This is a genomic window from Sphingobacterium sp. UBA7625 (genome assembly GCF_002484085.1).
Classification (GTDB): Bacteria; Bacteroidota; Bacteroidia; order Sphingobacteriales; family Sphingobacteriaceae; genus Sphingobacterium; species Sphingobacterium athyrii.
Genome location: NZ_DLJD01000023.1, coordinates 152380 through 173923, shown reverse-complemented (window position 1 = coordinate 173923; position 21544 = coordinate 152380). Strand labels below are relative to the sequence as shown.

General features: G+C 40.1%; 19 protein-coding genes. 1 reads left to right on the top strand and 18 read right to left on the bottom strand.

Annotated elements, in window-relative coordinates; translation table 11 throughout:
* The first annotated feature begins 29 nt into the window (after positions 1-29).
* Positions 30-587, top strand: coding sequence for a TlpA family protein disulfide reductase (locus B4G94_RS09030; RefSeq protein ID WP_286858410.1), 558 nt, complete (start codon positions 30-32; stop codon positions 585-587).
* 122 nt (positions 588-709) lie between these two features.
* Here B4G94_RS09030 and B4G94_RS09025 read toward each other — a convergent pair whose 3' ends face one another.
* The 18 genes from B4G94_RS09025 to B4G94_RS08940 all read right to left on the bottom strand — a co-directional run bounded on the left by B4G94_RS09025 (position 710) and on the right by B4G94_RS08940 (position 21539).
* Complete coding sequence (locus B4G94_RS09025) at positions 710-1009, bottom strand: OmpA family protein (protein WP_286858407.1); 300 nt, start codon at positions 1007-1009, stop codon at positions 710-712.
* On the bottom strand, positions 951-1229 hold the full coding sequence (locus B4G94_RS09020) for a hypothetical protein (RefSeq protein ID WP_286858405.1): 279 nt from the start codon (positions 1227-1229) through the stop codon (positions 951-953). The genes B4G94_RS09025 and B4G94_RS09020 overlap by 59 nt, the downstream gene beginning before the upstream one ends.
* Positions 1230-1435: 206 nt before the next feature.
* Positions 1436-2347: a helix-turn-helix domain-containing protein gene (locus B4G94_RS09015; protein WP_165307090.1), complete on the bottom strand. Its 912-nt coding sequence runs from the start codon at positions 2345-2347 to the stop codon at positions 1436-1438.
* Positions 2348-2381: 34 nt separating this feature from the next.
* Entirely contained in the window at positions 2382-3182 is an 801-nt protein-coding gene (locus tag B4G94_RS09010) for an SDR family oxidoreductase (protein ID WP_286858403.1), read from the bottom strand.
* Between the two features lie 1028 nt (positions 3183-4210).
* Entirely contained in the window at positions 4211-4615 is a 405-nt protein-coding gene (locus B4G94_RS09005; RefSeq protein ID WP_286858402.1) for an NUDIX hydrolase, read from the bottom strand.
* Between the two features lie 120 nt (positions 4616-4735).
* Complete coding sequence (locus tag B4G94_RS09000) at positions 4736-5524, bottom strand: PhzF family phenazine biosynthesis protein (RefSeq protein WP_286858400.1); 789 nt, start codon at positions 5522-5524, stop codon at positions 4736-4738.
* A 41-nt stretch (positions 5525-5565) separates the two neighbouring features.
* Positions 5566-5919, bottom strand: a complete 354-nt coding sequence (locus B4G94_RS08995) for a DUF4406 domain-containing protein (protein WP_241254744.1) — start codon at positions 5917-5919, stop codon at positions 5566-5568.
* A 68-nt stretch (positions 5920-5987) separates the two neighbouring features.
* Positions 5988-6575 (bottom strand): Crp/Fnr family transcriptional regulator, encoded by a 588-nt coding sequence (locus B4G94_RS08990; protein ID WP_108633898.1) that lies wholly within the window; start codon positions 6573-6575, stop codon positions 5988-5990.
* Positions 6576-7162: 587 nt separating this feature from the next.
* On the bottom strand, positions 7163-7408 hold the full coding sequence (locus B4G94_RS08985; RefSeq protein ID WP_286858397.1) for a helix-turn-helix domain-containing protein: 246 nt from the start codon (positions 7406-7408) through the stop codon (positions 7163-7165).
* 568 nt (positions 7409-7976) lie between these two features.
* A complete protein-coding gene (locus B4G94_RS08980; protein ID WP_206531989.1) occupies positions 7977-8948 on the bottom strand; it encodes a glycoside hydrolase family 43 protein in 972 nt (323 codons plus the stop codon).
* Between the two features lie 8 nt (positions 8949-8956).
* Entirely contained in the window at positions 8957-10105 is a 1149-nt protein-coding gene (locus tag B4G94_RS08975) for an endo-1,4-beta-xylanase (RefSeq protein ID WP_286858395.1), read from the bottom strand.
* A gap of 13 nt (positions 10106-10118) precedes the next feature.
* Complete coding sequence (locus B4G94_RS08970; RefSeq protein WP_286858393.1) at positions 10119-11477, bottom strand: MFS transporter; 1359 nt, start codon at positions 11475-11477, stop codon at positions 10119-10121.
* Positions 11478-11762: 285 nt separating this feature from the next.
* Positions 11763-13826 carry a hypothetical protein gene (locus B4G94_RS08965; RefSeq protein WP_286858374.1) on the bottom strand — a complete coding sequence of 688 codons (2064 nt, stop codon included), beginning with the start codon at positions 13824-13826 and terminating at the stop codon, positions 11763-11765.
* A 402-nt stretch (positions 13827-14228) separates the two neighbouring features.
* On the bottom strand, positions 14229-15605 hold the full coding sequence (locus B4G94_RS08960) for a glycoside hydrolase family 43 protein (protein WP_286858373.1): 1377 nt from the start codon (positions 15603-15605) through the stop codon (positions 14229-14231).
* Positions 15606-15611: 6 nt separating this feature from the next.
* Positions 15612-17204 carry a glycoside hydrolase 43 family protein gene (locus tag B4G94_RS08955; protein ID WP_286858371.1) on the bottom strand — a complete coding sequence of 531 codons (1593 nt, stop codon included), beginning with the start codon at positions 17202-17204 and terminating at the stop codon, positions 15612-15614.
* On the bottom strand, positions 17195-19603 hold the full coding sequence (locus B4G94_RS08950) for a glycoside hydrolase family 95 protein (RefSeq protein WP_286858369.1): 2409 nt from the start codon (positions 19601-19603) through the stop codon (positions 17195-17197). The genes B4G94_RS08955 and B4G94_RS08950 overlap by 10 nt, the downstream gene beginning before the upstream one ends.
* Positions 19604-19691: 88 nt before the next feature.
* Positions 19692-20525, bottom strand: coding sequence for an alpha/beta hydrolase (locus tag B4G94_RS08945; RefSeq protein WP_286858368.1), 834 nt, complete (start codon positions 20523-20525; stop codon positions 19692-19694).
* Between the two features lie 48 nt (positions 20526-20573).
* Positions 20574-21539 carry a transketolase family protein gene (locus B4G94_RS08940; protein WP_286858366.1) on the bottom strand — a complete coding sequence of 322 codons (966 nt, stop codon included), beginning with the start codon at positions 21537-21539 and terminating at the stop codon, positions 20574-20576.
* Positions 21540-21544: the final 5 nt, after the last annotated feature.

The window sequence follows — 21544 nt, the reverse complement described above, 5'->3', positions numbered from 1 at the left end:
AAATGCTAAAAAATAAAATGAATAAAAAAATGAAAGTACATCAAAAAGATACTTTAACGATGATTGTCGTTGCGACCTGTTTATTTGCATTGACAGCCTGCGGAAATTCAAAAGGTACAAAAAATGGAGATACGAATATTTCGGAAAAAGAAATGATCACATCCACAAATGAAAACACAGATCCTATATCTTTTAAAAACAAAGATGGAGAGTCTATCTCGACGATGGATCTGAAAGGAAAAGTCGTCTTCATTAATTTCTGGGCAACCTGGTGTCCTCCTTGTATCAAAGAATTGCCATCGATCAATGATTTAAAGAAACAGTACGAAAGAAATAAAAATATTGTTTTCCTCATGGTCGATGTAGATGCTGACCTGGAAAAATCAGTCTCTTTCATGAAAGACAATAAATATGACCTGACTGTTTATATGCCAGAAACACCTATACCACCAACATTTTTAGGGAACTCCATTCCTACAACCGTAATTTTGGGTAAGGATGGAGAAATTAAGGAGCGGATAGAAGGAGGGCGAGATTACGCTGCTCCTGATATCAAAGTTTTGTTAGATGATTTAATCGACGAATAATCAGATTTATCACAAAATAGAGGAGCCAAATGGCTTCTCTATTTTGTATTTGGCCTACATTAGTCTCGCGCTATGCGAGTCTTCGAAAATTATCACAATTCTAGACATGACTTGATCTGTACTTACATTTTAATCAATTCAACTCGGCGATTTTTTGCTTTGTTCTTTTCGGTATTATTGTCAGCCAAAGGTTTTTCAGCTGTGAAACCCTGAGATTTCAAACGATCTTTAGCAATATTTTTTGCCAATAAACTTTTTAATACTGCTTCGGCTCTCTGTTGTGAAAGCTGCATGTTGTGTGCTGTAGGTCCTTCATTGTCAATATGGCCGTCAATGGATAGTTTAAGGCCCTTATTATTAAGATTATAAAGAGATGTACTTTTTAGGAACGTTATTATTCCAAAGTTGTTTTGACACTCCATTTTCAATATCTGACAGATCATCATACATTATATCATGAATCAGTCCTAATTTACCATAATGTTCATCACTATATACGCTCATGAATTCAACAAAGCTTCCGTTTATTGCTGAATTGAACCCTAAAGCCTGCAAAACACTTCTATATTCTTCCTGATATTTAGACAAAACTTCATCTACCTTATCTTGCAAATATGTTTTTAACTTCTCTGTCAACTTCATATCTTTTTTACTATATAGACAAATATAATAACATATACCAGGCAATCCAGTTTCGAAAATTCTGGAACTTTAACTGGCTTACAATACTATTTACAGGGCCCCTTATGAATAAGTTAACTTCAATTTTTCCGTAGTTCAGTGAGGTGTGTCCCTTAAAATAAGTGTGGCAACAATAAATTGTATTCAGGTTTTGCTTCGGCTAAACACTAATTAAATGTGTGACGAAATTCTAAAGGGGACATCGCTGTTTTCTTTTTAAATAGCTTATTGAATGATTGCGGGTATTCAAAACCTAACTGAAAAGCAATCTCAGAGACAGATAAGTTACTTGAAATCAAATATTGCTTTGCTTTTTCAATCAACTTTTCGTGAATATGATGTTGTGCATTTTGTCCTGTAAGTGAGCGAAGCATATCACTCAAATAATGAGGTGAAAGATTGAGTTTGCTGGCAACCGAATCTACTGTTAAAAGTCCGTTCCGCAAACCTTCCTGACTGTCAAAGTAATCATTTAATATCTGTTCCATTTGCGATAACAAATCGTTGTTCACAGCCTTTCTTGTAATGAATTGTCTGTCGTAAAACCGCTTACAATAATTCAGAAGCAAATCAATTTGTGAAAGAATAATATCCTGTGTATGCTGGTCGATATGTTGGTATTCTGTGGCAATCTTTTGAAAAATCTCAATGATATTCTTTTCTTCCCGCTCAGAAAGATGGAGAGCCTCATTTACTGCATAAGAGAAGAAATCATAGTTTTTTATGATATTAGCCAATGGATGTTTTTGCAAAAAATCAGAGTAGAACAGCAGAGAATATCCTGTACCACAATTTTCATTGATCATTTTAACCTCATCAAATTCAAGCGACTGGACCTGGTTCGGTGCGAGAAAGGTCATCGTACCTTTGTTAAAATCATAATATCGCTGTCCGTATTTCAGCTTTGTAGCGATATCTTTTTTTAACGAAATACAGTAAAAGTTTAAGGAAAATTTTTTCCATACATCACTTTCAACAAGTCTTGTTTTGGAGACATCAGCGACGCTTACAAGTGGATGCAATGGTTCTGGCAAAGACAATAGCTTGAGATATTCTGATATAGAATTGATATGATACATAACAAAAAATATAACACTAATATACAAAAATAGATTATCCCAAAATCTGTTTGCTAAGCTCTTTTCTGAATTCTTCTGAACCAATTTCATCACGTCTTGCAACTGTTGCAGTTACATCTGCACCTGCCACATAATGTACCTTATCCTTGCCATCAGTAGCTGCCTGATAAACTACTGCAGCAATCTGTTCGGCAGTTGAAGCAGCACTTGCCATTCCGCTAAATACATCAGTTATCTTTTTCTCCAAGTTCTGATATGCCGGGTGGATGACATTGTCTATATTATCGTTGAATTTTGTGGCAATTGCACCTGGAGCTACTGTTTTTACACCAATATTGAACATAGACAATTCATAAGACAGTCCTTCACTCCAACCTTCCAAGGCAAATTTAGTCCCATTATAGACAGACACCAGAGGAAAACCGAGCACTCCGGCTAGAGATGTGGTGGTAATAAACAAGCCACTTCTCTTTTCTCTGAAATGGGGAATGAACGCTTTCGTAACACGTACTGTCCCCAAGACGTTAGTATCAAAGATCTTTACGATCTGCTCATCTGAAACGCCTTCCAATGCAGCACTTTGTCCATATCCTGCATTGTTGAACACCACGTCGATATTGTACAGTTCGATAGCTTTAGCTACAGTTTCGTTGATTTGATCAGGATTAGTAACATCAAGCGGTAAAATAGTTACGTTTTCTAATTGACTAAGTTCTGTTTCCTTTTCAGGGGTCCGCATTGTTGCTATTACGTTCCACCCTTTGCCTTGAAATAATTTGGCAGTAGCTTTCCCTAAACCTGTTGAAGCTCCCGTAATAAAAATTGTTTTTGACATTGTTTCCTTGTTGATAATTTAATAGTACAAATGTCGTTGGAAATAAAAACTTCAACGTGTCCAAATTGGGGACAGTTGTATCCAAAATGGAAAATATGATACCTATAAGTAGTTTGCTGACACTTTAATTTTCATGTTTACAGTAATCAAGCTTGGTTTTGATTTACCGACCATTGGAATAACTCTTAAAAAATCTTATCCCAAATAAATCAAAACAACCAACCAAATAATCCTATCAAGGCACTATATTTTAGCCCTTAATCTAACCGGAACCTCTACTTTTAGAAAAAAAGAGCCCAACAGAACACGTTTGTTCATGTCGGGCTAAACCAAATATACTATCCTGAACTACGCAAATGTTCGGCGGATAATCAAAAAAAGAATTAGTCATGGACCACCTCAAAATTTAAAAACCCAATCGGTAAGCTTTTGCATTGGACCCACATCATGCAGAATGTGCAACTCTAAATGTAACTAGGTTACCTATGGCATCAAATTTATCAGTTCGTGTAGCCTCCGCTGGAAAAAATGGTCTGATCGGTACTTACCACTCCTTAGCAACTAGGAACTTGATTTAAGCGGACAATATTCATAATACAGTAGGCACGAATCAAATTAAGCACTGTTTATCCATAAATAACAACATAGAGATACTTATGTGATATATTTGAGATATATGCGTATCGACGGTATATTTCTGTGCCTCTTTATTTCTTATATCTTTAGATATATTTCAGTGGATGAGTGATGTTATGCATTGTCTGGATTTAGCCCTTTGTTTTGTTAACGATCAATACTATCGCTGCGATCAGTACAATAATAGCATACCAATGATGTTTTGCATTGATTTTTGGTATTTGTTGGTTGTTCAAACTCAATATCAAGATACAAATAAGAAGTGTCGTTACAGGAGCATGCGAAATCTATTGAAAAGCAGTCGCCTTCACGGGCATAAATAGTTAAATATTCACTTGCCCAATAAATTAAAACATTTTTTTATTACTATGCAAAACAGTACAGATTTTAAACTAATCAATCAGATCCTGCTCTTTCAGTTTATCCAATATCAAGTTTACTACGGCAGAAGCTTTATGCTTTTCAGTATAATTTATCCATTCAAATGAGTGGATTTCGTTTGCAGCTTCCGGCACACCTGAGTAATCAGCAAAATAACATTTCATCCTAACCATGATCCCAGCATCCTTTCCGTCGGCAGGAGCTTCAAATGTACCAAAATAACGGACCGAGTCTTCTTTAATCTCTACATTCAATTCTTCCTTTATTTCTCTCTTCAAACATTCAATATCGGATTCATCGGACTCTCTTTTACCACCTGGCAAATAAAGTTTTAATTTAAATTTGGAAAGTGCCAGCAATACTTTTTTATCTAAAATATTGATTAAAGCAACTTTATCTATTATCTTATTATCCATTCTTATTTTTTTGTAAAATTACCCTTTACGTAACGTTTTAAGTCAATTTCAGAATTAGAGATTATGCACTCCTAAACTTCCTAATAGTTTGCTAAGTTATTAACCATGGATATCATTCTTCTATTCTATCCAAATGTGTCCCATTGAATAAGTTCTGGCTTTGCCAGCCACAATTACTCTTTCGTTTTTGTCCTCACAGTAGAGCTGGCCTCCTCTTTCTGAAAGCTGGCGGGAGAAAAGCTTATTTTTTCCTAATCTTGATGACCAAAGCGGAATAAGTGAGCAATATGCTGATCCTGTTACCGGATCTTCAAGAATTGTTGATTGTGGAGTAAAATATCTTGAAACAAAATCACTATCGGTACCTATTGCTGTGACAACCACTCCTCCCGGATCCAGGTTGATAAGGTCAAAAACGGATCTTTCAATTTTTATATTTTTTATATCTTCCTCAGATTTATATAATAGAACATAATCTCTTGACTTAAAGATTTCCATAGGCTGTATATTAAGCGACTTGGTTATAATATCCGGAAGAGTTGAGGGGTCCGGCATTCTTGATGGGAAATCCATATAATAAATGCCATCTTTTATATCAACGGTTAATTCTCCGACTTGCGTTTCAAATATAATTCGGCTTTTATTATAATTTAAATGTGAAATTAGGCAGTGTGCTGCGGCGAGGGTAGCATGTCCACATAGATCCATTTCAATCTCAGGTGTAAACCATCTCAAATGGATGGTACTAACGTTGTCAATAAAGAATGCAGTTTCAGCCACAGCATTTTCTTTGGCTATTTTTAAAAGTAACTCATCAGGCAACCACCTTTTTAATGGAACAACACAGGCTGGGTTTCCGTGGAAAATTTCTTCTGTAAAAGAATCTATCTGAAATAATTCTAATTTCATTGATTATCTATCTATTTAGTTTTTTAATATATAATGTAAGCTTAAGCCTGCTCAGAAGTAGGAATTTCATTAATATGATAGTAGATTTTAAGCCCCCTTTCCTTCGCCAGCCTAACATCTTGGTCTGCACCTTTTGATTCACCTTCGATCCGCAAAACGGCATCACATTTTTCTAGGATCCGATGGGCAACAGGATACTGAATTCTATCCCATTGTTCATCTCCAATCTTTTGCGATCCTGCTAACTTAATTAACGGAAGTGCAAGCCATTCGCCGACTATAGGAACATGTCCTTTATTAAAAATGTCCAAAGCGAACTCCTCCAATTTATCTAGATTATTCTTTATTAATGTTGGGTCATCATTGGTCCCACCTCGATATGGACCTGAAATCATTATAAGCATCGTTTTATTTATTAGTCTACAGACACAAATTAACGACCATTTCGTTGAAAAAAAATAAACTACTTTAAGCCTTTTCCCTTTTTATGCTTAATCATACTCAAAAATTCGGGGGTAATTCCCAAATAGGAAGCTATTTGCTTTTGCTTTACGTTTTTTGCGACCTCCGGATATTTGCCAACAAATATTTCATAGCGCGCCTCCGCTGATAACGAAAGGTTTTGAATTACACGCAGCTGTTCTCTTATGTATGCGTTTTGCATCAGAATCCTAAAAAATTTCTCAAATTGCGGTATGGCTATATACAAATAATCTAAATCACTCTTTTTTAATTGGTAAATTACACTATCTTCTATAGCCTCAATAGTTAACATGGCCAATTTTTGATTAATAAAACAGTACATGTCAGTTACCCACCAGTCATTAATAGCAAACATAATAGTGGCTTCTTTACCGGATTCATCCAGAAAGAAAGCACGTAATGCTCCTGACTCAACAAAATAGATATTTTCACACAATTGTCCTTGACTCAATATTATACTTTTTCGGGGTATTTGTATTTTTTTTAACCGAGATAAAAACACCAAGAATTCCGCCTCATTTAAAGTTATATGTTTACTGATGTTTTCTTGGATTATTTGATGATTCATACTCTTTTATCTGATTGTTTTACGATTTCGTATTTAAAATTACTGTAATAAACTTTAAAATAGGAAATAGAAAACTATTTTAGCCTAAACTATTCTATAGAAAAAACAATACCGAAAAAAGACAGTAGATTTCGTAATCTATTAAACAACAACGCCAAAGCGACTATAAAATGGAAGCTAATTTTGAAACTTTTGTAGCAGATTTCTTATCAAATTTTTCTAATTGCCATTATGAATGTCACATTAATTTGGATGCCTATCCATTCGGAGTAAACCGCTCCTATCTAAGCTATTCTATTTTCAGTCTCATTGATAAACGCTAGGACTCAAATTCCTCCTACTGGAACGATTGCTACACATCTCGATTCGACGCTTCGTTACTTTAACGCCATCGGTCGAAGAGATAAAGATCACTGAGTTTGCACAGCCAGTGATCGCATCTGCACGGATGGTCAGACCAACGCTCCATATCGTAGGGCGATAATATCGCTGGATCCGAAATACTGCATATTTTGTTATTGCTGAATGGTCGGTGGTGTCTGTCTGTCTTTTGCGACAAAATGGCCTCCTTCCTCGAGCTCATGAAATCAATCTCCAGACTCTTGTATATTATTTGCTATGACTTTCTTATACTCGTTCGGCGTCATTCCAAATTCTTCCTTGAAATATTTTCTAAAATATTTGGTTTCATTAAATCCGACTAGAAATGCAACTTCATTCACGTACATCTGACTTTTTTCGAGCAATTCCGCCGCTCTTTTTAGCCTAATAAAACGAATAAATTCCGACGGTGTTTTATCCGTCAAAGCGAGGATCTTTTTATAGAAATTCACTCTGGCTGGTATAAACCATGGCCCGAAACAGATAAAGAAGTCGAATGGATATCCAAATTCAATAAACCGCTAATCTTTTCGGAATTTGGTGGTGAAGCAGTTTTCGGAAACAATATCGACCCAAATCGGGCAAGCAGCTGGAGCGAAGATTACCTGGCGGATATTTATATGCGCCAATTTAAAATGTTCAAGAACATACCGTTCCTACGTGGAGCAACACCATGGCTCCTAGTAGATTTTCGTTCTCCGGGGAGAGCCCATCCCATTTATCAAAAGGGATGGAACAGAAAAGGATTATTATCTGATCGGGGAGAAAAAAAGAAGGCTTGGCACATTGTAGCAGATCAATTCATCAACAATTTCAATTAGTTAAAGCGGAGCATAAACAACAGATCTTCCCGATGAATCGGGAAGATCTGTTGTTACTTCCGCCGACGTTCAATACAGTGGCATTTATTCCTATGGATACAATTTTGCTCATAGCGGGGAGAAAGCTGTTTCGACTGTTTTCCCTAGTTCCACAGCGAATAACCGGCATAACCACGTTCTATGGTACCGTCAAGATTATTTAGGAAGATAAACCATGTATAGGTTTGATATGTCCATCTTCATCATATTCAATTTCAACAACTTTCATACTTCTTAGCCAAGTTTTTCCGCCCGACGGAACGGAATCATGATAAAAAAGGTACCATTTGCCCTTGAACTCCAAAATACTGTGGTGCGTCGTCCAGCCTACAACTGGTGATAGAATAACACCCTGATAGGTGAATGGTCCATAAGGATTATCTCCTATTGCATAACAAATTAAATGGCTATCACCCGTGGAATAAGAAAAATAATACTTGTCCTTATATTTATGCATCCAGGACGCCTCAAAAAATCGTTTTTCGGTATCCCCTTGTCTTAAGGCCATACCATTTTTATCCAAGATGACAAGATCTCGCGGTTGCTCGGAAAATTCAAGCATATCTGTAGATATCTTAACGACCTTTGGCGTTAATGCCGGTTCATCTGCCTTAGGCAATTCATTTGGTACAACAATTTTATTATTTCGATAAAATTGAAGCTGCCCACCCCAGATGCCACCGAAATAGAGATAATAGGATCCATCCTCATCTTTAAACGCACAGGGATCGATGCTGTAACTTCCCTTGATCGGATCGTCCTGCGGTATAAATGGACCGTAGGGTTTGTCCGCTAATGCGACACCAAGTCTAAAAATATCGTTTTTGTCTTTCATGGAAAAATACATATAATACTTGCCATCTTTCTCAGTAACATCCGAATCCCAAAGTTGCCGGCCGGACCAAGGAATATCTTTTACATCCAATACTTTCCCGTGGTCAAAGACTTCGTCCTGCACATCTTCCAGTGAAAACACATGGTAATCTTGCATGTCGAAATGATCGCCATTGTCATTTTCAGGAATGCCACTCTCCCGGTCATGAGATGGATAAATATAGATTTTATTTTCAAAAACATGGGCCGATGGATCAGCCATGTAGTCCCTTGGATATAAATATTTACTTTTGTTCATTTTCTTTATTACTTTTTTTTTTGAGTCAATGCTATAATATCTTTTACAAATGGTTTGGGCTGATAATGACGATCAAACAAAAGCGGGTAATCTGTACGTCCCGGAATAGGCCAGCCGTTCTTCCACGAATCGCCATCACCAACGCCCCACAACGTCACACGGGATATTTTATCTTGATGCTTGAGATATAGGTTAAAAAAGGCAACATATCTTTTGCCAAGTTCCGCCATCTTGCCCGGAGGCAAACCTTTTTCATAGGGGTTCGTTTCTTTACTGTAGGCATAGCGTTCTCCAATTTCCGCTCCCATGTTGGGTCGAACATGTGGAAGCACCGAAATATCCATCTCGGTTACCATAACTTTCACACCAAGGTCTGCAAACCCCAAAATGGTCTTTTCAACTTCTTCCAGCGACGGATTGTCCAACGCATTATGCTCCTGCATACCAACCCCACTTATATGTCCGCCGGCTGCCTTCACCTGTTGTACCATAGCCATAATTCCTTTTCGCTTTTCGGGAATGGCCGTTGAATAGTCATTATAATACAATTCAGCGTTGGGGTCCGCCTCATGGGCAAATTGAAAAGCCAATTGTATAAATTCTGGCCCAATAATCTGATAAAATTTGCTTTTACGCCATTCGCCATTATCCAATATAGCTTCATTCACAACATCCCAGCCAAAAACGCGACCTTTATAGCGAGAAACGACAGTTTGGATATGCTTACGCATGCGTTCAATCAATACCTCCCGAGGTACATCTTTTCCTTTTTTATCAACAAAAAACCAAGCTGGTGTCTGCGAATGCCAGATTAATGTATGACCAATAACCTGCATTTTGTTCTGTTCTCCAAATGCGACAAAACGATCCGCGTCTTTAAAGTAAAACTGCCCTTCCTGAGGCTGCAAAAACATACTTTTCATGCAGTTCTCGGCAACAATGGAATTGAATTGTTTTTTGACGACAGCTACAGCTTTAATGTCTCGCTCCCATATCTGATCAAGGTAGAGGGCTGTGCCTATAAAAAATTTATCTTTAAAAGCCTCTTTCAACGTCAGTGAATCAGTCTCTCGATTCATCCCTCGCATAGCTGCCGAGACAGGGTTAAAGCCCAATAGGACTACTACGGCCAAAACGATAGTTTTTAGCAAATTCATGATTTATTTTTGATTAGTAATTAACTCTGGATTCTATTTCCCGGTTGATCTTATCTATAGCGGCATCATCCAACTCATACTTGGAAATCACATACATCGCCAACAATAAAAGTATTGCAGGAATAACAGCTACGAGCCATAGAATTCCCTTTTCCGCCATGTCCGATTGTGTCGCTACATTATCTTTATCAAATGCCACATAAGCTAGTACCAATCCCGGAACGATCCCACCCAGTGCCATACCGGCTTTGTAAAAAATCCCTGTCAATGCATTGACAATCCCGGATATGCGTTTGCCGGTTTTATATTCACCATAGGATATTACCTCAGGAACAAGCGCCCACATGTATCCCGTCGCAACAATAACACCCGTAGACTTGATAAATTGCGCACTCAACACCAGCCAGGTATTTCCTTTAAGAGCTTCGTTCGTTGAAATAACGTATAACATGATCATGCCCAGGATAGCAATTCCCAAAAAAACATAAAACATTTGCTTCTTTCCGATCGCACGTTTAATAGCTGGTATAAGCGGCATAAAAATAAATGCCGGTATTGATCCCAAAGCCATGAAATAAGGAAGCATATCAGGTGCATTTACGTTATAGATCATATAGTAGGACCCTGCCGAGTTTCCGATCGCCATCATCGAAAAAGCAGTAATGAAGAAAAATGCCAGTATCCGCAATGGTCGGTTATGCTTAAATTCCTGCCAAAGATCAGACACCTTGACATTTTCGGTATCTTTTTCATCCATAATAACGCGTTCTTTTGTTTGCGAAAAACAAAAGAATAAAAGCACTAAGCCGACCAAAGCATAGATCAGCATTGTCACAAACCATGCCTCAGCCGAATCCTTCGAATTGATCTTTCCATCGGGTGAGAAATATTTCACCACCAGCGGTACACCATATCCCACAGCCAGCCCACCTATATTGGCCATAAACATACGGGTAGATGTCAACTTTGTTACCTCATCCGTATCTCGGGTTAAGGAAGCATTCAAAGCTCCATAAGGAACATTAACCAATGTATATAACATGGATAATCCTATATAGGTGATATAGGCATATGTCAGTGATCCCGAAAACCCATTCCAAAAACAAAGGATTGCAAAACCTGTAAGCGGAATTCCGCCCAAAAGCAAGTATGACCGATACTTTCCCATACGAGGGCTGTTCTTATCGACAAATGCACCGACAACGGGATCCCATATGACGTCGACTATACGAACGATGAGAAACATAATTCCCGCCGAAGCGGCTGAAATTCCATACACATTGGTATAGAAAATCAATAGATACATGGAAACAGTCTGATAGATAAGGTTCTGAGCAAGGTCACCAGCACCAAATCCCATCCTTTGTTTCATTGAAAGCTTGTAAAAGCCTTTTATGGGCTTTACCTCTGTGATGCATTGATCCATATAATTGGTTATTCGATTAGTTTAATTGTCAGGGTAAAACTACAAGTACTATACTGTCAGCACCCGATACAAATGTTTTATATACCAATAAAAATGTTTAAAAAACATATTATACAAGAAATTACCAAAGACAAGAGTTACCCAAGCGTTTTATGGGCACAAAAAAAGAGGGAATCTAGATCCCCTCTCCTTACACTGAACTTCAAGTTCGGCAAATTACCATTGATCTATTTATTCTGTAACATATTTTATCAGATAGCTTTTCATCTGTCCTTTGTAAACACAGTCAACTTGGGCGTGATCTGCCAATGAATTCGCCTGTCTGACCGTAATTTTCACTTCAGGATTAACTGATGATGCTTTTACAATAGGGATATTTTTACCTTTAACTTCAATAGGAGAAGCGATCTCGTAAGTATTGTAACCAATGATGCCATTCTCATCCGTAGACCGAATTGGTATAGAAGGCAATTCAAGTTTTTTGCCATTTACAATAATATCGACCGTTGGCGATATTGGACGTACAATTTTCTTATCTTTCGAACTAAACCCCAGTCCGATAAAATCAAAGAGTGGTTTGCCTTCCTCTCCTTCGGCCACCAGATATAGCGCATGCTTGCCCTCCAAGTGATCAACGTATTTCGAAACATCAACTGTTACTTGTGTTACCTCAGGTTTGGAATTAGCCGAAATTGCTATTTGGGCAATCTTTTTCCCCTTCCAGACATCATTCTCCCAAGGACCATCCAACCACACATTGACTTTAAACGCACTTCGTGTTTTTGGAGCGATAAACAGATCGAAAGCGGTGCGATTTCCTACTTTCGCACCACTAAAAGCTTTCAATCCAAACTTATCCTGATCAAGACCACCGAAGCCAAAATATTTAAAACCGACAATATTTCCATTTTTCATATTAGTCACCGGCATATGATTGTCCCAGACATCCCATGAATCCTGCTGTAGGCTGATATCTGAAAGATAACACGCATATCCGGCAGAATAGTACCTGTAAGGATCTAACCCATAAAAATGGAACCCTTCGGATGTAACCTCCGCGCCTTTATATTCCTTTCCCTGCTTATCCTTAATGGTCAGGTTTGCATGGTAAGGGTCAAAGGCACGAATGGAAACCATTCCACCTTCTTTTACAGACTTTTCATCCCATTGCACTTTAATAGGCTCTACCACAGCCTGTCTGGCAAAACCAAATCCCCGCGGCGGTCTATGATAAAAGACATACCATTGTCCATTGATTAATTCAATACTGCCATGCGTATTGTGACCTGCATTACTGGTTTCAATCCCCGAGCCATCTCGATTCAATACTGGAGCTCGGGAGTCGACCAATACGCCACCGCTCTTCCATGGCCCTAGTGGTGAATCCGCGACGGCATAGCGTAAAGTCGAGTTGGAACTACCGACACCATATTCTGGCCCAGAATAGCCACTGTATACTGTGACAAATTTATTTCCGACCTTACGAATCGATGAGGCTTCAAAGAAATTAAAAGTACCCAAATCTTCTCCGGAAAAAATATTGGGATAAGATGTTCCTTTGGGATCACGTAACTCACCATATCGCGCACTTGCCGGCAATAGATAATTAATAATCTCAGTTCCCGGTCGCAGCGAATACATTGTTTTCTGATCCAGCTGCGCTGCCATGGATCGTTGAAATCCCCAAAAACCATAAGCTCGGAAGCCAATTTCGAAATCGGGATCGTTCGGATCGGTAACATACTCAATGTATACTGCGGGATCAAATCCCAAGATACTTCCCGGCAAAGTACGCCTACCGTCCGCAGTCAGATTCACCGGTTTAAATGGACCATTGGGTCTTTCTCCTTTAACGACCATGGCTTCACGATGTTCGCCCCGACTATGTGGAAACAAATAATATTCTTTCTTTCCATCTTTTCGTTTGACCTCAACAAGATCCGGCGCATACATGACGTCCCATTTGCCATCCATCGGATAGGTAAAAATCGCCCCCTCATCACGCCAGCTCGTTAGATCCTCAATAGGTGCCGACCACATCCGAATGTCGGGTCCGCAATAACTTGTAAAACGCAGATCGTGTGAACCAATGATATAAGCACGATATTTTCCGGGCCGATCCGGATCTTCAAAAACTCGGGGTTCGCCATCAGGAAGATGCTCCCAAAGTGGCAAGTAGGGATTACCGATAGATTGATGTACAAAACCTTTACTTAAATCCTTCACGACATTTTGTTGTTGCCCTACCACCATTGTCGTCGACAAAATTCCTGCGATGGATAATACAAATACCATTGCCCTTTTTTTTAAGACAATATTTAGTCCCTTCATAAAATTGAATAAATTAGTTATTTAAATTACTGAATTATAAATTGTTCGTTACTCTTTCGAATTGACTTATCTGATTAAATTAGATTTATCCTACCAATTATCGGTACGGAAAGGTGTTGCCAATAGTCCCTCTTTATTGATCAGATTTGCGTCTACAGGATAATTGCCCTAAGCATAACGCACTGCTTGGGGATGTTTAATATTTGGATACAACTTGGCATGCCGTCTGTCCTTGACAACTGGTAGCATAATATCCCTTATGACCAGTTCGTTGATCTCCATATCGTAGGGGCCACGTATTTTACCAAAACTTGGCAGCAATAACAGTAACAAAACAATGAACAGCGCCACACTATACTTTTTCCTTTATTTTCCAAACTTCCAACAATCGAAAAAAAGAATATTGGATGGAGCCTTACCTTTAAAGACAAAGTACAAGTCATGGACACCTGAAACCTTGTCGGAAAGCGAAGTGTCTATCGTAGTCCATCTGTCGTCTCCACCCGTCATTGGAACTTGTATCGTCGTTAGGATAGGACCATCCACCGCGTTTGACCTCACCTCCATACTGACACCGCCATTGTGTGTTGTGCCTACCCGTGCGAAGAAAGTCGTTGCCCCCTTGTCGCCAAAATCAACGTTTTTTATACAAGTATAAGCACCGTTTTTAAGCGCTTTAATAAAAACGCCCACTTTATTATTTTGGAACGATTTAACATGTTCAGACCAGGAAATTGTTTCGGCCTGTATTAGGCTATAAGGGTCCACATGGGTAAGAGCTTTGGCAATCCCCGCAGTCATTTTCATGGGCAGGATGCTACCATCAGGATTAAACTTCAATTCCTGAACAGCGACTGAGCGCGTGAAACCTCCCCCTCCCGGTAAGGCGCCATTGTGATAGAAGAAGTAACTCTTTCCTTTAAAATCGATCACACCTGGGTGATTGGTAAAAGCCCTCCCTTCCGCAGGCATCACCACTCCACCATATTTCCATGGACCCTCCGCTTTTTTACTGGTCGAATAGCCAATAAATTCAGGTAAAGGTCCTCCCGGCCAAAAAAGGTAATATAGACTATTTCTTTTGTACAACCAGGGTCCTTCCTCGTAATTGGAGGGGCGTTTGGGATCCCCCTCTCTTCTGCCGAATGATGCTGCCGTCATGGGAACTTCCACAATATCACCCTGATAGGAGATCATATCTGCATTGAGTTTTACATATTTCAATTGTGGATTACCCCAATACATATGTACCTGTCCGTCGTCATCAACAAATACAGTCGGATCAATATCCCCCCATTCACTTTGCACAAGCGGTTTTCCCAAAGGATCATGAAATGGTCCCAATGGACTGTCCGCAACTGCCACCCCAATTGCTCCTCGATTATTCAATTTGGAGATCACGGGAACATATAAATAAAACTTACCATTTTTCTCTACACATTGCGCTGCCCAAGCGTCACCTTTGGCCCACTCAAAATCGGTATAGGACAAGATCGCACCATGATCGGTCCAGTTGACCATATCATTGGTAGAATATACACGCCAATTGTTCATATTAAACCAGGTGGATTCATCTTCATCATGTGTTGTATAGAGATATAGACGATTATTATACACCATAGGTGCTGGATCTGCCGTATATGCGGTTTGTACAATCGGATTCTGAGCCATTAATACATTAATTGTTACGAAAAGCATGATCGAAAACCCGAAAATTACCCGCATAAAAAAAAGTCTTTTCATATCGTTTTAATTTGGCGTAATTTGAAAATAATCAATATCAACATAGCCACCAGCTGCCTTACTGGCATAGTTAAAAATTCCAAACCTATACCCCATAAAATGAGGTATCGTATAGTTCATTTTCAATGGACTGCCTATGGCCGTCCAATGCTGTCCATCCGTACTGTAAAAGAACTCGGCAATGTCTCTTTTATTGGTAAAATCACAGCTCGCTTTCAGAAATATACGTTGCTCCTGCAAGCTAATCTTGGCTACTTCTTCCGGAATTCCTGTCGTAGCATTGACCATTATCAGTGATTTGTTGTTTCCTTCCATAAGGACCCCCAGAAGACCATAGTTCTTCTGCAACAGGGACAAGCCAGCGAAATCACCATCTTTCATCTGTGATATATCCATAGCAATGGAACCACTGCATAAAGGTCCAATAGTTCGTTGCGTCAACGTGTTTTTGGCTCGTAAAAAATCATCAGTAAGTTCCCCGGTCTTCAATCGCAAGAAGCCCTTGCGCTCAATTACCGACCATAGTTTAGGATCCGGATTATGATTCCATTGCCATACCAAAGGCAAGTCTGACTGGCCTTTTTTTCTGTTAAAATCATCTGAATTGACAATACCCGGTATAAGAGACTGATTAGCTGAAAGGTTTAATTCAACTGGTACTTTCCCCTGAACACCTAGTACAGGCCATCCGTTTTCCCAGTCGACAGGCACTAAAAATGGAATTCGACCAACTGCGCCATGATCTTGGAAAAGATAAGCATACCACTGCCCGTTCGGCATATCAATCAAGCCACCTTGTGCTACCCCCTGATCCTGTAGGACTACCCTGCCTTCGTAAGGTCCTTCAAGTCGGGCAGCACGATGCACGATAACCGTACGCATTCCCCCTGCTGGCCAAGAAATATTAAAAAGATAATACATACCATTTATCTTGAACATTTGTGAACCTTCGGCAGGCAAGCCCATTTTTCCGTTTTTCGGCAAGCTTGGCAAAGAAGCATCTTGGATAAGTATCCGCTCCGTCCCGGGTTTTATACCTGAAAAATCTGGTGCCAATTCGGCCATATGCAAACGCCCCCCGCCCCACAATATATAGGTCTTTCCATGCTCAAAGAATAAGCTGTGATCGTGCAGCATTGGCATAAATTCTTTTGCTTCCCATGGACCATTTTCTATATCTCTTGTTGTGTAGATATGCGTTTTTCCCGTATTTGCGGAAAATGTACTGACATAGTATTTACCATCATGGAAACGCAAGCTGCTTGCCCACGAGCCATGTCCATATGCATTTTTATGCTGCGACAGATTTAGTTCCTCGGTATCTCCCAAAATGTTATACGCATAATTTACCAATGTCCAATTAACTAGATCTTTGGATTTCATAATCGGAAGTCCGGGATTCATATGCATGGTTGTACTACTCATGTAATAGGTATCGCCAACACGTATCATCGACATATCAGGTACATCGGCAAAAATGATCGGGTTTTTCGCCTGTTGCGCTGAAGCGATTGTAAACAGGGCAAAAAAAGATAGAGCAAGCAAGATAATTTTCATTGTTAAGTTGTTGATCAGGTTAAATAATAGGGTTAATTCCATAGACCAATAAAAGTATACTTTCCTCCAGGCGCAGTGGGCACGTCATATTCATAATAGCTCTGCAACTTGTTTCCTTTCAAATTTGCGTCCGGCGAAATCATGGCTGCGGGCGTTGTTGCTGGAACTAACAAAGGGTTAGGCTGTACTTTATTAACCTTTTGCAAACCCTTTCCTCGCAGTGCTGATGCTGTTCTTAATCGCAAGTTTCCACCAAGTGATGAAGACACAATTACCTTTTTTATATGTCCATTTTCCCAATAGAGTTCAATTTCAAAACCACCTCGTGCCTTAATCCCCTTTACCGTGCCTTGTTTCCAGCGATCTGGAATAGCCGGTAACAGATGTATAGCACCGTCATGACTTTGAACCAACATTTCCGCTACACCTGCTGTCAATCCAAAATTGCCGTCGATCTGGAAGGGAGGATGAGCAGTAAACATATTCGGATAGGTTCTTCCATCAGGATGATTTTGATCAGATATTGTCAACATCTTTTTTATGATTTCGTAGGCGTGATTTCCATCCAATAGCCGTGCCCATAAATTGATTTTCCAACCAATAGACCACCCCGTTGCAAAATCACCGCGGTACATTAATGAGTTGCGCGCTGCTTCAAACAATTCGGGGGTACGAACAGGCGAAATCTGATTACTGGGAAATAAGCCATATAAATGCGACACGTGCCTATGCTGATTCTGGGGATCATCCAGGTCCTCTAGCCACTCCTGCAATTGGCTATATTTGCCGATTTGCATGGGTGGAATACGTTTTAACGTTACCAACAGACTATCTCTGAAATGGCTGTCTACACCCAGGATTTCTGCCGCCTTAGCCGTACGGGTCAACATGTCAAAACAGAGCTGATTGTCCATTGTCACACCTGCAGACAAAGGCCCCTGTTCCGGAGATATAGAAGGGCAAAGTACCCACCAGTCTTTGTCGGGATACCCCGGATGTCGTATAAGTGCCGAAAGTAGAAACTCACTGGCCCCTTTCATAATGGGATAAACTTGCTTTAAAAATACTTTGTCTCCGCTAAACAGGTAATGTTCCCAAAGATGCTGAGATAGCCATAATCCACCACTGGGCCACATTCCAGCCGCTGCGAAATCAATTGGGCTCGTTACGCGCCATATATCCGTATTGTGATGAGCAACCCAACCTCGGGCATTGTACATCGTTTGAGCAGTCTCTTTTCCGCTTTCACTAAGCTCCTTGATCATCTCAAATAGAGGTTGCAGCGTATGCGAGAGGTTGGTCACATCCGCAGGCCAATAGTTCATCTCGGTATTTATATTGATGGTATATTTACTGTCCCACGCCGGTGATCTAGACCTATTCCATATTCCTTGTAGGTTGGCGGGCTGTCCCCCGGGTTGTGACGAACAAATCAGCAAATAACGTCCGGATTGAACCAGCAGAGCCACAAGTTTAGGGTCTTGTGTTTGTGTAAAGTTAGCTATACGGGTCGGTACCGGCTGGCTCTCTGCATACCTCTCTTCACCCAGTTGTAGCTTGAAGCGCTGAAACTGCCTTGCATAGATCTCTTTATGATGTTTCAATGCAAGTTCATAACTATGGGACATTGCACTTTGCAACCGATCAGCAGCTCTGGCAAAAGGATCAGCCCCCAAAAGATTATAATGTTTAAAATTGGTCGCAATTGATACATATATCCGAATTCTACTAGCTCCCTTCACCTCAATTTTAGTATCTGAAATATCGACTACCCCATCTGTATTTTGAACGGCTGTGTGCGTTTGATAGACAATTTGTCCCGAGATCCCCTCATGGTCACTTCCCTTTCCCTCCAGGGCTAATGAGCGTGCACTTTTGAAAACGCGATGTCGCGACTCATTTTCATAGCTCAATTCACAGTTTATCCCCCCTTTTTTACTCGATGTGATTTGCATTACAATCACATCATCGGCAAAGGAGGCAAAAATTTCGCGCGTGAAAGTAATTCCATTTACGGTATATTGCGTTAAGGAGATAGCACGCTCAAGATCAAGAGCACGATAATAGTCCTGATATTGTTCATGGCCCGGAAATCTCAGTAAGATGTTTCCCGCAGTTTGATAAGGCATGCCATGTGTTTTTGTGAAAAAAGTTTCGTTTGCAAGTTCATCAGCCGCAGCTAATCTACCAGCGAAAATATCGTTCTGAATTGTTTTTAAAGCAGCTCCACTCTTCTTATTATCATTGCGATAAGGCCCTCCAGCCCATATCGTCTCTTCGTTGAGCTGTATTTTCTCGTGGGCTGGAATTCCATAAATCATGGCTCCCATTCTTCCATTTCCGAGTGGCAAAGCCTGTTCCCAGATCATGGAATCTGCAGGCTGGTCATACCACATGATCAGCTCGGATCTCTTTTGAGCAAACAATACTGTCGTATTCATCAATAAAATGGTCAACAATACACTTACACACTTCACAATGGCATTTTCCATTATCTATTTTGATATTGTTTAAAGATTATTTACTTCCCTACTTCTTCTCCTTAAATAGCAATTGGGAAATATTATAAAGATCATTTCTCCACACATTGAAATCATGCCATCCTGGTTCCAAATAGTAGATATGGGGCACTTCGTGATCTAAAAGATATTCATGTGTTCTTTTGCTAATATTGAGCAGGCCGTCTTGATCACCACAGGAAATCCACAACAATTTTAGCTTGTTTTTAGCTTCCTTTGGAAAGGGTAATAATTCCTGCGGCATCTTGGTATTGGGGGCAGAAGAAAATCCACCCACCCAAGCAAATGTATCCATATGCCCAAGTCCAAAATTCAATGCTTGACCGCCACCCATGGATAGTCCAAAAATTGCGCGATGCTCGCGGTCTCCGACAACTGGAAATTGTTTTTCAATAAAGGGAATCAGGTCGTCCAGCAGATCTTTTTCGAAAGTCGAGAAAGCAGCTACCCGATCCGGCGCCATAACATCCCCTCCGGCGCGGTCATCTTTCATGGCACGACCATTGGGCATAACCACCAGCATGGGTTTCATTTTTCCTTCGGCATATAGGTTGTCAAAAATATTCTGTGGATTTCCATGCCTCACCCATTCGCGTTCATCACCTCCGATTCCATGTAATAGGTACAGAACAGGATATTTCTTGTTAGGATTATACCCTGGCGGTGTATATATCAGCGCTTTTCTGGATACCCCTACCGTTTTTGACGGATAAATAATAGAATCTATCTTTCCAGTCGATACCAGTTTCCTTTCAACGTCAAATCCCTTTGGTGCAGCCTCTTGTGCGCGCAACAAGAGGTTGAACGACATAACACATAATGCTGTGCAAATAATCTTTCTCATTTTACAATTGGTTGATTAGTAGTCAAAATATGGATCGCCCCCTTTGTTTTACAATTTGATTTGTTTTCTTTTTAGTACTCGAAGTACAGCGGCCACAATAGCATCGGCATTTAACCCATATTTGTGCATGAGTTCACTCGGTGTTCCCGATTCACCAAAACTATCGTTCACGGCAACGTATTCTTGAGGTACAGGCATTTGTTTGGTCAATAGCTGCGCGACACTGTCGCCAAGCCCACCAATACGGTTATGTTCTTCGGCTGTCACTACGCAACCCGTTTTTGCGATCGATCCCAGTATAGCTTCCTCATCAAGAGGCTTGATGGTATGTATATTGATGATTTCAGCATCAACTCCCAGCCCCTCCAATTCCTCACCTGCTTGGATTGCCTCCCAAACTAAATGTCCTGTCGCAAGGATGGTAACCGCAGTCCCAGGATTGAGCATAACTGCCTTTCCAATAACAAAATCTTGATCAACAGGTGTAAAAACAGGAACAACGGGACGTCCAAAACGCAGATAAACAGGCCCTTTATGTCTGGCTACCGCAATTGTTGCCGCTTTGGTCTGATTATAGTCACAGGGGTTGATAACTGTCATCCCCGGAAGCATTTTCATCAAGCCGATATCTTCTAAGATCTGATGAGTCGCACCATCTTCACCCAAAGTAAGGCCAGCGTGGGAAGCCGCGATCTTTACATTTTTATCCGAATAAGCGATAGATTGGCGAATCTGATCGTAGACCCTTCCCGTCGAAAAATTAGCAAATGTTCCTGTAAAAGGTATCTTACCGCCAATGGTCAGCCCAGCGGCAATCCCCATCATATTTGCTTCGGCAATACCAATCTGAAAAAAACGATCCGGAAAAGCTTTGATAAATTCATTCATCTTGAGTGAACCGATCAGATCTGCACAGAGAGCAACCACATTTTCATCTTGTTTTGCCGCTTCTACTAACCCAGCACCAAAACCAGAACGTGTATCTTTCGATTCTGTATATGTATATTTTTTCATGTTAA

Bases quoted from the DNA above. Each gene is read 5' to 3' on its own strand.
- B4G94_RS09030 (WP_286858410.1), top strand. From the start codon at position 30: ATGAAAGTACATCAAAAAGATACTTTAACGATGATTGTCGTTGCGACC.
- B4G94_RS09025 (WP_286858407.1), bottom strand. From the start codon at position 1,009: ATGGAGTGTCAAAACAACTTTGGAATAATAACGTTCCTAAAAAGTACA.
- B4G94_RS09020 (WP_286858405.1), bottom strand. From the start codon at position 1,229: ATGAAGTTGACAGAGAAGTTAAAAACATATTTGCAAGATAAGGTAGAT.
- B4G94_RS09015 (WP_165307090.1), bottom strand. From the start codon at position 2,347: ATGTATCATATCAATTCTATATCAGAATATCTCAAGCTATTGTCTTTG.
- B4G94_RS09010 (WP_286858403.1), bottom strand. From the start codon at position 3,182: ATGTCAAAAACAATTTTTATTACGGGAGCTTCAACAGGTTTAGGGAAA.
- B4G94_RS09005 (WP_286858402.1), bottom strand. From the start codon at position 4,615: ATGGATAATAAGATAATAGATAAAGTTGCTTTAATCAATATTTTAGAT.
- B4G94_RS09000 (WP_286858400.1), bottom strand. From the start codon at position 5,524: ATGAAATTAGAATTATTTCAGATAGATTCTTTTACAGAAGAAATTTTC.
- B4G94_RS08995 (WP_241254744.1), bottom strand. From the start codon at position 5,919: ATGATTTCAGGTCCATATCGAGGTGGGACCAATGATGACCCAACATTA.
- B4G94_RS08990 (WP_108633898.1), bottom strand. From the start codon at position 6,575: ATGAATCATCAAATAATCCAAGAAAACATCAGTAAACATATAACTTTA.
- B4G94_RS08980 (WP_206531989.1), bottom strand. From the start codon at position 8,948: ATGAACAAAAGTAAATATTTATATCCAAGGGACTACATGGCTGATCCA.
- B4G94_RS08975 (WP_286858395.1), bottom strand. From the start codon at position 10,105: ATGAATTTGCTAAAAACTATCGTTTTGGCCGTAGTAGTCCTATTGGGC.
- B4G94_RS08970 (WP_286858393.1), bottom strand. From the start codon at position 11,477: ATGAAACAAAGGATGGGATTTGGTGCTGGTGACCTTGCTCAGAACCTT.
- B4G94_RS08965 (WP_286858374.1), bottom strand. From the start codon at position 13,826: ATGGTATTTGTATTATCCATCGCAGGAATTTTGTCGACGACAATGGTG.
- B4G94_RS08960 (WP_286858373.1), bottom strand. From the start codon at position 15,605: ATGAAAAGACTTTTTTTTATGCGGGTAATTTTCGGGTTTTCGATCATG.
- B4G94_RS08955 (WP_286858371.1), bottom strand. From the start codon at position 17,204: ATGGAATTAACCCTATTATTTAACCTGATCAACAACTTAACAATGAAA.
- B4G94_RS08950 (WP_286858369.1), bottom strand. From the start codon at position 19,603: ATGAATACGACAGTATTGTTTGCTCAAAAGAGATCCGAGCTGATCATG.
- B4G94_RS08945 (WP_286858368.1), bottom strand. From the start codon at position 20,525: ATGAGAAAGATTATTTGCACAGCATTATGTGTTATGTCGTTCAACCTC.
- B4G94_RS08940 (WP_286858366.1), bottom strand. From the start codon at position 21,539: ATGAAAAAATATACATATACAGAATCGAAAGATACACGTTCTGGTTTT.